Source organism: Actinomadura sp. DC4, from assembly GCF_030406325.1.
Taxonomy (GTDB): domain Bacteria; phylum Actinomycetota; class Actinomycetes; order Streptosporangiales; family Streptosporangiaceae; genus Actinoallomurus.
This window is the reverse complement of record NZ_JAUEQY010000004.1, coordinates 202,360-214,832: the sequence shown is the minus strand read 5'-3', so window position 1 is coordinate 214,832 and position 12,473 is coordinate 202,360. Positions and strand designations below refer to the sequence as shown.

General features: G+C 69.7%; 10 protein-coding genes. 3 read left to right on the top strand and 7 right to left on the bottom strand.

Going from position 1 to position 12,473, the window contains the following annotated elements:
- Window positions 1-48: 48 nt before the first annotated feature.
- The 5 genes from QWU11_RS08300 to QWU11_RS08280 all read right to left on the bottom strand — a co-directional run bounded on the left by QWU11_RS08300 (window position 49) and on the right by QWU11_RS08280 (window position 6,254).
- Window positions 49-1,104: a lytic transglycosylase domain-containing protein gene (locus QWU11_RS08300; RefSeq protein ID WP_290104461.1), complete on the bottom strand. Its 1,056-nt coding sequence runs from the start codon at window positions 1,102-1,104 to the stop codon at window positions 49-51.
- A gap of 419 nt (window positions 1,105-1,523) precedes the next feature.
- Complete coding sequence (locus tag QWU11_RS08295; protein WP_290104460.1) at window positions 1,524-2,831, bottom strand: PhoH family protein; 1,308 nt, start codon at window positions 2,829-2,831, stop codon at window positions 1,524-1,526.
- Window positions 2,832-2,993: 162 nt separating this feature from the next.
- Window positions 2,994-3,755 (bottom strand): isoprenyl transferase, encoded by a 762-nt coding sequence (locus QWU11_RS08290; protein WP_290104459.1) that lies wholly within the window; start codon window positions 3,753-3,755, stop codon window positions 2,994-2,996.
- Between the two features lie 215 nt (window positions 3,756-3,970).
- Entirely contained in the window at window positions 3,971-5,506 is a 1,536-nt protein-coding gene (locus tag QWU11_RS08285) for a phosphoenolpyruvate carboxykinase (RefSeq protein WP_290104458.1), read from the bottom strand.
- Window positions 5,507-5,732: 226 nt separating this feature from the next.
- On the bottom strand, window positions 5,733-6,254 hold the full coding sequence (locus QWU11_RS08280; protein WP_290104457.1) for a hypothetical protein: 522 nt from the start codon (window positions 6,252-6,254) through the stop codon (window positions 5,733-5,735).
- 115 nt (window positions 6,255-6,369) lie between these two features.
- On the opposite strand from QWU11_RS08280, the gene QWU11_RS08275 reads away from it, so the two are divergent.
- On the top strand, window positions 6,370-7,899 hold the full coding sequence (locus QWU11_RS08275; protein WP_290104456.1) for an MFS transporter: 1,530 nt from the start codon (window positions 6,370-6,372) through the stop codon (window positions 7,897-7,899).
- Window positions 7,880-8,497, top strand: a complete 618-nt coding sequence (locus QWU11_RS08270) for a TetR family transcriptional regulator (protein ID WP_290104455.1) — start codon at window positions 7,880-7,882, stop codon at window positions 8,495-8,497. The genes QWU11_RS08275 and QWU11_RS08270 overlap by 20 nt, the downstream gene beginning before the upstream one ends.
- 6 nt (window positions 8,498-8,503) lie before the next feature.
- On the opposite strand, the gene QWU11_RS08265 is transcribed toward QWU11_RS08270, so the two are convergent.
- Together QWU11_RS08265 and QWU11_RS08260 are read right to left on the bottom strand one after the other, a co-directional pair.
- On the bottom strand, window positions 8,504-9,679 hold the full coding sequence (locus QWU11_RS08265; protein ID WP_290104454.1) for a C40 family peptidase: 1,176 nt from the start codon (window positions 9,677-9,679) through the stop codon (window positions 8,504-8,506).
- 245 nt (window positions 9,680-9,924) lie between these two features.
- Complete coding sequence (locus QWU11_RS08260) at window positions 9,925-11,895, bottom strand: thioredoxin domain-containing protein (protein WP_290104453.1); 1,971 nt, start codon at window positions 11,893-11,895, stop codon at window positions 9,925-9,927.
- A gap of 197 nt (window positions 11,896-12,092) precedes the next feature.
- Between QWU11_RS08260 and QWU11_RS08255 the strand changes: the two genes are divergently transcribed.
- The gene (locus QWU11_RS08255; protein ID WP_290104452.1) at window positions 12,093-12,446 is read left to right on the top strand and encodes a hypothetical protein; all 354 of its coding nucleotides are present in this window, start codon (window positions 12,093-12,095) and stop codon (window positions 12,444-12,446) included.
- Window positions 12,447-12,473 lie beyond the last annotated feature (27 nt).

The following is a 12,473-nucleotide window of genomic DNA, read 5'->3' as shown; positions in this document are numbered from 1 at the left end:
CGTCGGCCGCACGCCCAGGAGGGCGTGCGGCGATCGATCGGGGAAGTCTTAGTACCAGCCCGTGGACTGGGAGTGCGCCCAAGCTCCGCAGGGGGTGCTGTAGCGGTCCTTGATGTAGCCCAGACCCCACTTGATCTGCGTGGTGGCGTTGTTCTGCCAGTCCGGGCCGGCGCTGGCCATCTTCGAGCCCGGCTTCGCCTGCGGGATCCCGTACGCGCCCGAGGGGTTGGCCGCGTGGGTGTTCCAGCCGCTCTCTCTGTTCCACAGGTTGACCAGGCAGCCGAACTGCGAGCTGGGGCTCCAGCCGTAGCTGGGCAGCAGCGACCGCGCGATCTGCTGTGCCGTCCCCGAGGGAACGGGGTCGCCCGCACCGCCGGCGGGGGCCGTCGAGGGCTTCTTCGTCGGGGGCGGCGTGCCCTTGGCGACGAGCCGCACTCGCAAGTCCTGGTTGCGGGCGGCGCGCGAGGCCCGCTTCGTGAGCTCCTTGCGCCGCTTGTCGGCGGCGTCCTTGCGCTGCGCGTCGGTGAGCGGTGCGGGCGCCGGGATCTTGGCCTGGGCCTGCACGCCGGCGTCGGCACCGGCCGCGGCCTTGCTGTCGGAGCTGCCGCCGGTGACCGCCCAGGCGACGCCTCCGCCACCGACGACCGCGACCGCCGCGGCGACCGCGGCGAACCGGATCAGCCGCTTGTTCGTGGTGTTCGGCTTGCGGCGCATGCCCTCGAAGTCGGCGTCCATCGGAGGCAGGTCCCCGCCGCCGTAGGGCGGCATGGCCGACGTCGCGCCGGCCTCATAGGGGTCGCCGGCCTCGTACGGGGCCGCCGTGTCGTACGGGGCTCCGCCCATGCCGTGGCCGGCCGCAGCGCCGCCCTCGGGCGCGCCGGGCTGGTCGTAGGCCGTGGTCTCGTACGGGTCCGGCTGGTCGTAGGCCGTGGTCTCGTACACACCGGCGTCGTAGAAGCCGGGCGGCACCGGGTTCGGCGCGCCGGCGACCTTGACGTCGTCTCCTGCGGACGCGGCGGGGCCGGTCTCCCACGGTGCCCGCTGGGGGTCCGGGCCGTCCTGTCGATCGTCTCGTCCGGGTGACCTGAATTGGTCTCCGTACAAGGCGGTCCTTCCGAAGGTCGTACGCACATGGGCACACGCACGAATGTCTTCACCCCGGAGCCGACACAGCCCCGCATGACGCGGCCGGTCGAATCCCTGGGTGGGAAGGCCCTCCGGATGCGGCGTACGAGGGGGCGAACGCCGGGACTGGGGGCTGTCCCACAGGAGTGCTTACGGCGCCCCACACTGCACGACGACAGGGGGTACCCCGCAACCGGAATGACGTGACTGATCTCACGTCGAATCACGCCACACTAGGAACAGAGGGTTGAATTCACCCCGCTAACAGGCATTTCTAAGGTTGAGCGCCTACACTGTGAGCTTCGTCACACTGACCTCACGAAGATCGCCTGCCGCTCCGGTGCGTGACGAGAGCCCCCCGGCGCGTCACGCACCGGGGGGCCGAAGAGAGATCGGGGTCAGGCGCCGACGTCGCCGAGCATGTCCGTCACCAGGGCGGCGATCTGCGAGCGTTCGGACCTCGTCAGCGTCACGTGCGCGAACAGCGGGTGACCCTTGAGCTTCTCGACCACCGCCACCACGCCGTCGTGCCGTCCGACCCGCAGGTTGTCGCGCTGCGCGATGTCGTGGGTGAGCACCACCCGTGAACCCGCGCCGATGCGGGACAGCACGGTGAGGAGCACACCGCGTTCGAGGGACTGGGCCTCGTCGACGATGACGAACGAGTCGTGCAGCGAACGGCCGCGGATGTGGGTCAGCGGCAGCACCTCGAGCATGCCGCGGTCGAGGACCTCCTCGATGACCTCCGGGGTCGTGAGTGCCGACAGCGTGTCGTAGACGGCCTGGCCCCACGGCGACATCTTCTCGTTCTCGGTGCCGGGCAGGTATCCCAGCTCCTGGCCGCCGACGGCGTACAGCGGGCGGAAGACGACGACCTTGCGGTGCTGACGGCGTTCGAGCACGGCCTCCAGACCGGCGCACAGGGCCAGCGCGGACTTTCCGGTGCCGGCGCGCCCGCCGAGGGAGATGATGCCGACGTCCTCGTCCGTGAGCAGGTCCAGGGCGATGCGCTGCTCGGCCGACCGTCCGTGGAGGCCGAACACCTCCCGGTCGCCGCGTACGAGGCGTACGGACTTGTCGGGCATGACCCTGCCCAGGGCCGATCCGCCGGACGAGAGCAGCCGCAGCCCGGTGTGGCACAGCAGGTCGCGCGCCTCCTCGAGTTCGAGGCGGCCCGCGTCGTAGAGGAGTTCGAGCTGGTCGGCCGAGACCTCCAGCTCGGCCATTCCGGTGTGCCCGGTCTCGACGACGGACTCGGCGCGGTACTCCTCGGCGGTCAGCCCGACCGAGGCGGCCTTCACCCGTAGGGGCAGGTCCTTGGACACGAGAACGACATCATGACCCTCCTGGGACAGCGACAGCGCCACGGACAGGATCCGCGTGTCGTTGTCACCGAGCCGGAACCCGGCCGGCAACACCGACGGGTCACTGTGGTTGAGCTCGACCCGGACCGTTCCACCCTCTTCGCCTATGGGCAGTGGCTCGTCGAGACGACCGTGCGTGACCCGAAGGTCATCGAGCGTCCGCAAGGCGTTGCGAGCGAAGTAGCCCAGCTCGGGGTGGTGCCTCTTGGCCTCGAGCTCGGTGATCACGACGATCGGGAGTACGACCTCGTGCTCGGCGAACCGGGTCAGCGCACCCGGGTCGGCCAGCAGGACACTTGTGTCGAGGACGTACGTGCGCCGGGTGGCGGCTGATCTGGCCACTCGTTCTCCTTCGGGCGCCTGCCCAGGCGGACCGCCTGAGAAGGCGTCCTTTCCTCGGGGGGACCTGGTACGACGCTACGGCCGTCCACCCACCCGGGAACAGAGGCACGCCGATAAGTAACCCGGACGTAACGGGTCGTTCGGCAAAGCCTCTCAGGGGGTTCAGGAGCCGTAGCGGCGATTTCTCGCGGCGTAGGCGCGAATCGCCCGCAGGAAGTCCACCTTGCGGAAATCAGGCCAGAAGGCCTCGCAGAAGTAGTACTCCGAGTGGGCGCTCTGCCAGAGCATGAAGCCGGAGAGGCGTTGCTCTCCCGACGTGCGGATGACGAGATCCGGGTCGGGCTGGCCGCGAGTGTAGAGATGCTCGGCAATGTGCTCAACGTCGAGGACCTCGGCGAGTTCCTCGATGCTGGTGCCCCTGCTCGCTTGTTCGTGCAGGAGTGAGCGCACCGCATCAGCGATCTCACGCCTACCTCCATACCCAACCGCGACGTTCACAATCAGCCCAGGAGCGTCAGATGTGATTTCTCCGGCGTGCTTCAGCACGCGGGCGGTCTTGTCGGGCAGGAGGTCGAGCGCTCCGACGGGCTTGACCTGCCAGCCCTGCTCGGCGAGGTCCTCCACGGTGTTCTCGATGATCGTGAGGAGCGGCTCGAGCTCGGCGGCGGGCCGGGTGAGGTTGTCGGTGGACAGCAGCCACAGGGTGACGACCTCGACGCCCGCGTCCTGCGACCACTGGAGCAGCTCGGAGATCTTGTCGGCACCGCGCTGGTGGCCCTTGTTGATGTCGGCGATCCCCATCGAGCGCGCCCACCGGCGGTTGCCGTCGAGGATGACGCCGATGTGGCGCGGGTTCGCGTCGGGACTCAGCCTCGCCTCAAGCCGTCGTGCGTACAGCTTGTAGACCAGGTCCCGCAAGCTCATGTGCCGCACCCTCTCCCATTTCGGCGCTTTCGCTATGTCAGCAATCGATTATCGCGCTCGGCGGGCGATGCGGGGTCCTTACGGATGAACTCGCGTCGACGCCGGGCTGCCGACTCGGACCGGTGCGCCCGCGCCGACCAGCCTGGGTCGGGGACGGGCCCGAGGAGCGGACGTCAGACGCGGCCTCCCGGCGACACTGCCGGGAGGCCCGACGATCAGCGGATGGACTTGACGATGGCCTCGTCGAGCCCGCGGAACGACATGAGGTACTCACGCCGCTCGGACTTCATGCGCTCCACCATCGCGTTGTACTCGGAGAGCCGGCCCTGGCGCTCGTAGAGGCGCTTGGGCTGCAGGATCTCCGGGTCGTCGATGCCGGGCAGGGAGGCGGCGACGTCGTAACCGAAGTCGGGGTCCTGCTCCCACTCGATGGTGTCCTCGACGATGGCCTGCACGATCGCGGAGGAGTGCGGGATCTTGACCTTCTTGCTGCGCTCGTCGCCGTCCCCGCCGCCGACGCGGCCGGTGTTGAGGACGAAGACCTTCATCTCGTGGCCGTCGAGCAGCTCGAGCATGCGGTTGCCCATGTCGGCCATGTCGCGCGGGAAGAAGGGGTTGGTGCCGGGGACGCGGAGGAACTTGCCCTCCTCGTCCTTGCCGCCGGCGCTGGTGCCCGTGGTCTCACCGAGCATGAAGTACGCCGCCGCCTGCTCGCGGTCCAGCCGTGCCACACCGGGAACGATGTTCTCGTTGCGGTTGAGGATGAGCAGGAACTCCGCCGGGTCGACCTGGTCGGCCGGCCACGGGTCGACGTACTTGAACGGCCAGGTCGTACGGCCGTTCTTGGTGTAGGAGGTGTCGAAGAAGTCGACCTTCCCGTCCTCGTCGACGGAGACGTTCTCCAGGTAGGCGTCCGGCTTGACCGTGGCCCGGTAGATCGTCGGCTCGAACTCCGGGTCGAGCCCGAAGGTCTTGGCGAAGCAGCCGTTCTCGGTCGTGTAGACCCGGCCCTCCGGCATCAGCGCGATGAAGTCGTCCTGGACGGGTTTGCTGCCGAGCTGAGTGGTGAACGTGGTGGTGGTCTTCCCCGTGCCGGACAGCCCGACGATCAGGACGGTCTTGTTCTCGCCGCCTGTCGGAATCACCTTGCATCCGGCGTGCAAAGAAAGGCCGCCGCGGCCATAGACGATGTTGTTCCACATTCGCAGGCCGCCTTTTTTGGACTCACCGAAGTAGTCCGAATTGAAGACGCGCGTGATGTTGGAATTGAGATCGACGGCGATGAGGCGGTCGTTCGGGTAACCCTCCATCGGAAGGTTCGGCGTGTAGATGACCGTGGTGTGCGGGTCCCACGTGGCGGGGTCGTAGTCCTCGCCGACGGGGTAGTAGAGCTGCCGCTGCATCCCGGCCACGTTGGCGTTGGACGCCTCGATGACGAGCCGCGCCCGGGTGCGGAACTCCGGGTCGCTGCCGATGTAGCCGTCGACCACGACCACGTCCTCGTGGGCGAGGTAATCCTCCTGGACGGCGGCCACCCGGTCGTACTCGGTTCGCGTGATCGTCTGCTTGGTGGTGTTGGTCGAGTCCTCGACGATGTAGGTCGACTTGGCGCTCCGGCTGTCGACGCGTGCCTTCACGACGACGTTGCCGAACTCCGTCACCGACGAGTTCGGCATCTTCTCGGTGAGTTCACGCAGTCGCGCTGGGCCGGGGTTCCACTCGATGGAACCGGCCTTCACTTCGTACGCCACGATCGCTCCTTCAAGCAGGGACACCCCCTCGGCGGATTAACCAGGGGTTTTTCCGAGTGTACCCGGAGGAACGATTTATAACATGGCCGGGGCGCGTTAGCGAACGTCCATTCCCACCATTGGTATAGACCTTTGGATTAGACCTTTTGTTTAGACCTCTTGCGATTATTCGGCGTTGTTTCGCGTACGTTACCGGCAGGTTTTAGCGATCACGGGCCGTACCCCGTCACACCTGAGGCCCCGCGGCCCGCGCGCGCTCGACGTGCTGGAGCGCGTCGCGCAGCTCGCCCAGCCAGTCGTCGGCGTTCTTGCCGACCAGCCGTACACACCAGGCCAGGGCGTCGCTGCGGCTGCGCGCCACACCCGCCTCCACCAGCGTGTCGAGCACCCTGCGCTCCGACTGCCGCAACCGTGTCATCACCGGCACCGAGAGCTGAGTGAACATCGCCGTCTCATCGCCGCACTCGACACCCCAGGAGACCTTGCGGCCGAACCGGTGCTCGGCCTCACGGGCGATGTCGATGCGCCGCTCGCGCGTCTCCTCGCGGAAACGCTGCACATGCCCGGCGATCGCGCCGGAGCGCTCCGCCGGCGAGGCGCCCTCGGCCACCTCGGGCTCGGCCAGCCGGCCGACCACGCTGATCTCCTCGCGGTCGAGCACGACCTCGGGCGCTCCCTCGAACCAGTCCTCGGGCAGGCGGCCGGAGAACCAGCCTCGCAGCTTGTCCAGTCCTTCATCCGTAGTCATGTAATCATAATTACACACTATCGACGTATGGACCAAGCACTCTCCTATGTTGACACTCTCTCCTTTTTGGTAGTTACTGTCATAAGACATCCACCATCGAAAAGGAGAAAGTGTCATGGAATCCCTCGGGACCCGGCGGTGGTGGGTGCTGGGCGCCCTCGTCGTCATCCTGCTCGCGGTCAGCCTCGACCTGACCGCGCTCAACGTGGCCCTGCCGACCCTGTCCTCCGAGCTGCACGCGAGCACCGGCGCCCTGCAGTGGATCGTCGCCTCGTACACGCTCGTCTCGGCCACCCTGCTGATCCCCGGCGGGCTGCTCGGCGACCGCTACGGCCGCAAGAAGGTGCTGCTCGGCGGCATCGCGGTCTTCCTGCTGGCCTCGGTACTGGCCACGTACGCGTCGAGCCCCGGCGCGCTGATCGCGGCCCGCACGCTCATGGGCATCGGCTCCGCGGTCATCACGCCGCTCGCGATGTCGGTGATGCTCGTGGTCTTCCCCAAGGAAGAGCAGGCCAAGGCGCTCGCCGCGTGGGCCGCCGCGTCCTTCCTCGGCCTGCCGCTCGGCCCCATCATCGGCGGCTACCTGCTCGACCACTTCTGGTGGGGCTCGATCTTCTTCATCAACATCCCGGTCTCGGCGTTCGCGCTCGTGCTCGGCATGGTCCTGATCCCCGAGTCCCGCTCGGCGACCGCGCCGCGGCCGGACTACGCCGGTCTGCTCCTCTCGACCGCCGGGCTCGTCGCGCTCGTGTACGGCGCCATCCAGCAGGACAAGTACGGATGGGGCGACGCGCGCGTCTGGGGCGTCCTGGCGGCCGGCGCGGTGCTCCTGGCCGCGTTCGTGGCCTGGACCCGGCGGGCCGCGCGGCCGCTGATCGACCTCGGCCTCTTCCGCGACCGGAACTTCACCGGCGGGGCGCTGCCCGCGACCCTGCTGACCTTCGCCCTGTTCGGCGTCCTGTTCGTCACCCCGCAGTACTTCCAGGGCGTCCTCGGTGCCGACGCGCTCGGTTCGGGCCTGCGGCTGCTCCCGCTCATCGGCGGGCTGATGGCCGCCTCGCGGCTGAGCCCGCGCCTCGTCGCCAGGTACGGCGGCGCCGCCGTCATCGCGGGCGGGAGCGCGGTCATGGCCGCCGGCATGGTCTGGGGCGCGTTCAGCGACGCCGGCACCGGATACGGCACGGCCGCGGCCTGGCTGACCGTGACCGGCCTCGGCATGGGGTTCGTGCTGCCCGCGTCGATGACCGCGGCGATGAGCGCGCTGTCCGCCGAACGCGCCGGCGTGGGCTCCGCCGTGCTCATGACGATCCGTCTCGTCGGCGGGGCGTTCGGCGCGGCCGTCCTCGGCAGCCTGCTGTCCTCGGGCTACCGCGGCCGGGTGGACGTCACGGGCCTGCCGCCGGCCGCCGCCGGCGCGGCGCGCGAAAAGGTCGGCGGCGGCCTCGCGGTGGCGGGACGGCTGCACGACGGCGGCCTGCTCCGGTCGGTGCGCTCGGCGTTCGTCCACGGCATGGACCTCACGCTCGCCGTGGGAGCGGGCATCATGCTGCTCGCCGCAGTCATCGCGGTGCTCCTGCTTCCGCGCCCGGGTGCGGCGCAGGGCGTGGCTGACGGACAATCAGAGCATGAGTACGCCTCCGCTTGAACACCCGCTGGAAGAGAAACTGGGCCTTCGCGAACGCAAGAAGCTGAAGACGCGCCGGTCCATCCAGGAGCACGCGCTCCGGCTCTTCCGCGAGCAGGGGTACGAGGCCACGACGGTCGAGCAGATCGCCGAGGCCGCGGAGGTCTCCCCCAGCACGTTCTTCCGCTACTACCCCACCAAAGAGGACACGGTCCTCGCCGATGAGTACGACCCGTTCATCGTGGCGTCGCTGCGCGCGCAGCCGCCGGAGCTGTCTCCGGCGGCCGCCGCGCACAACATGCTGCACGAGATCATCGGCGGCATGCTCACCAATGAGCGGCAGCGGATGCTCGAACGCAGCCGGCTCATGCTGTCGGTGAGCGCGCTGCGGGCCCGTCAGTTCGACCACATGCGGGAGACGCAGGACCTCGTCGTCGAGGTCTTCGCCGAACGGCTGGGCCGCCCGCCCGAGGACCTGCGGACCCGGTGGTTCGCCGCCGCCGTGCTGAGCGTCTGGCAGACGACCCTCACCCGGTGGGTGGAGGACGGCGGGCAGGGCGACCTGCTGGAGCTGCTCGACGAGGGCATCGACTTCCTGGTCGCCGGCTGCCCGCTGTGAGCCGGCTCAGGCGCCGCCGGCCTTGCGGGCGGCGAGCTGCGGGTTGACCCGGATCGCGCCCCAGAAGTTGCGCATGTAGACCGTCTGGATCTGCACGTCGGTGCCGGTGTGCGGCGCGACCACCATCTTGTTGTTGCCCAGATAGATCGCGATGTGCGAGACGCCGTTGAAGGTCGGGTCGTTCTTCCAGGTCAGCAGGTCGCCCGGCTGGGCCTGGCTGTACGGCAGCCGCCAGCCGGTGAACGCCTGGATGTCGGCGGTGCGCGGCATGCGGATGCCGGCCTTGGCGAAGGCCCACTGGACGAGACCGGAGCAGTCGTAGCCGCCCTCGGCGTCGGACTCGCCGCCCCAGACGTACGGCATGCCGATCTTGGACTCGGCGGCGCGGATGGCCGTGTTGACCTCGGGCGCGGTCATCACCCTGCCGTTGCCCGCGGGCGTGCCGCCCGGGGTGGACGTGCCGTCGTAGCGCGATTCGAGGGCCGCGGTCTTGGCGTCTCGCGGCAGCACCTTGGCGAGCGACTTGCGCAGCTTGGTGACGTCGGTGTGCGGTGCGCTGACCAGCAGTGCGTTGCCCGACGGCATGCCGATGGTCTGCGCGGTGGCGTGCGAGACGACCGCGTCGACCTGGCCGATGCCCATCGTGGCGTACGCGCCGACGCGTACGGACGTCTTGTGGTCCGAGCCGCCGATCTGGGTCCAGGAGGCGAGCGGGATGCCGCCGTCCTTGCCCATCGTGAAGGAGATGGCGACGTCGCCGCCGGAGATGTTGCGCCACAGCGCGTCGGACTTGGCGCTGGCCTCGGGGGTGTACGCGCGGAACGTGGAGGGCTCGACGCCCATCACGCCGACGCGCTTGCCGGCGACGAGCGCGCGTGCCGCGTCGACGACCTCGGCCGACTTGACGCCCTTCAGATGGCGGACGGCCTCGACGTCGGCCGCCGGGATGGTCTGCCCGGACGCCGCGAGGACGTGCGGGACGACCGCTTTTTGCAGCGGCGAGACGGCACCGGGCGTGTAGCCGGTCGTGTCCGCGGCGGCGACGAGGCTGTCGGCGCTCGGTCCGGCGGTATGCCCGCCCTGGTCACGAGCGACGACGACGGCGACGTCGGCGACGATCGTGGTGACCAGTGATATGCCGATGAGCGTCGGCAACATGCGGCGGCGGCTCGGCCAGCGCACAGCACCCCTCCTCGATCCCGCTGCGTACGACTATGACCCACGGGGCAGTGGTCGTCCAGATACCCGTGCACCCTAGAAGCCATTCGTGTCCGCCCGGCCGCGTCTCGCGTACAGGCACCCGCTCTTGAGGTAACACTGCGGTAACTCAAAGATCAAGACCGGTCGTCGTCAATGTTGACAGAAATTCCAATGAGCCGCATTTTCGGGGGGACCGCCATGGCGAGTTCGGCTGTCCGAAGTGCGGGTCAGTGCCCGGTCAGCTCGTTCTTGAGCGCCTCGGGGTCGGTGACCGGCAGCCGGCAGGCGAACTCCCGGCAGACGTACGCCGCCGGCCTGCCGTCGACCGGGACGCGTCCCTCCATGAGCGGGACTCCCGGGCCGGCCGCGACGACGGCGGGCACCGGGCTCAGCAGCGCCGTACGGTGCAGCTCGCGGGTGCGCGGGTCCTCGGCCGGACCGGCGACGGCGACCTCCAGCGGCCCGGCGAGGTGCGCCTCGGCCACCGCGAGACCCCAGCCGGCGAAGCGCGCGTGCCGCTCGGCGAGCGGGACCACGGGCCCGAGCGCGGCGACGGCGGCCTCGCGGTGCCGCGCCGAGCCGGTGAGCGCGGCGTAGGACAGCAGGGCGCCCGCCGCGGCGAACTGGCCGGAGGGCGTGGCGTTGTCGGTGGGGTCCTGCGGGCGCTTCCACAGGCGCTCGGCGTCGTCGGCGGTGTCGAAGAACCCGCCCCGGCCGTCGGCGAACCGGTCGAGCACGACGTCGAGCAGCTCGCCGGCGAAATCCGTGTGCGCGGCGTCGCCGGTCACGCCGTACAGCGCGATGAGCCCCTCGGCGAGGTCGGCGTAGTCCTCCAGCACTCCCGCGTTGGCGCCCGCCGCGCCCTCGCGCGAAGTGCGCAGCAGCCGCCCGTCGCGCCAGTGGACGGTGCGCAGCAGCCCCGCGGCGGCGACGGCCGCGGCGGTCAGGTCGGGCCGGTCGAAGTAGGCGCCGCACTCGGCGAGGGCGGCGATCGCCAGGCCGTTCCAGGCGGCGACCACCTTGTCGTCACGGCCCGGGGGGACGCGCCGCGTACGCGCCTCCAGCAGTGCCGCGCGCACGCGCTCGTAGCGCGCCTCGTCGCCCGGCCCGCCCAGGAGCTGCAGCACCGAGGTGCCGTGCTCGAACGTGCCGGTGACCTCGAACCGCTCGGCGGCCCACGCGCCGTCCTCCTCGCCGAGAACCTCCGCGAGCTGCTCCGGGGTCCAGACGTAGTAGGCGCCCTCTTCGTGGTGGCCCTCGGGCGTCTCGCTGTCGGCGTCGAGCGCGCTGGCGAACCCGTCCTGTGCCGTCCGCAGGTCGCGCAGCATCCAGTCGCAGGTCTCCAGCGCGACCCGCCGGGCCTCCGGGGCGCCGGTGAGCCGCCACCAGTGCGCGTAGACCCGCGCGAGCAGGGCGTTGTCGTAGAGCATCTTCTCGAAGTGCGGCACGACCCAGCCGGAGTCCACCGAATAGCGGGCGAACCCGCCGCCGAGCTGGTCGTACATGCCGCCGCGCGCCATCGCCTCCAGCGTGCGCTCGGCCATCGCCAGCCCCTCGCCGCCGCGCGCGGCGTGACGGAGCAGGAACTCCAGCGCCATCGACGGCGGGAACTTCGGCGCCGTGCCGAACCCGCCGCGCTCCTGGTCGAAGGACTGCGCGAGGGTGCGCACCGCACCGGCCTGGACCTCGGCGGACGGGGCGGCCTCGCCGGGGAGCGAGGTGGTGCCGGCGAGCGCGCCGACGACCTTCTGCCCCTGGGCGAGGACATCGTCGCGCTTCTCCTGCCAGGTCTGGGAGATCGCCTGCAGAAGCCGGCGGAACTGCGCGCGGGGGAAGTAGGTGCCGCAGTAGAACGGCTCGCCGGACGGGGTCATGAACACCGTCATCGGCCAGCCGCCCTGGCCGGTCATCGCCTGGGTGGCCTCCATGTAGACGGCGTCGACGTCGGGGCGCTCCTCGCGGTCCACCTTGACGCTGACGAACAGGTCGTTCATCAGGCCCGCAGTGGGCTCGTCCTCGAAGGACTCGTGCGCCATGACGTGGCACCAGTGGCAGGCGCTGTAGCCGACGGACAGCAGAATCGGCACGTCCCGGCGCCTGGCCTCCTCGAAGGCGTCGTCACCCCAGGGAAACCAGTGGACCGGGTTCCCGGCATGCTGGAGGAGGTAGGGGCTGGTGGCGTCCTTCAACCGGTTCATCGGCTCTCCGGGGTCATCGGCCGTTCGGCGACCTTGCGGTTTCCACCGTAGTCGGACGGGGGGACATGATCTGTTCCCGGCCGCTCTGCAATTGCGCGGAGCGATTCCACTCACGACGGCCGGGCGGGCGAACTAACCTATGCAGAAGGCTCATCACGGTCGGAGTGTGGATAGTGGATCTGATTTCGGTCTCAGCGTTGGTCTCGCTCCTGACGAAAATCTTCAACAGCTCCAGCGAGAAGGCCGGCGAACAGCTGTGGGAGTCGTTGACCTCGGTGGTCCGGCGCCTGTTCGGCCGGCGCAGCACCTCCGTCGAGGCCGCGAAGCGTCTGGGCGAGCGTCCCGGCGACGCCGACTCGATCAGAGCCCTGGCCCAGGCGCTGGTGGACGACTCCGGCCGCGACCCGCAGGCCGCCGCCCAGCTCCGCCACTGGATCGCCTCCGCGGAGGAGACCATCTCCGCGGACGAGCACGTCACCAACACCGTCACCGGCAACGTACGCGGCAACGTCCTGCAGGCCCGCGACATCCACGGCAACATCACCTTCTAGGACGCCGCCCGGCATTGCGGAACCTTT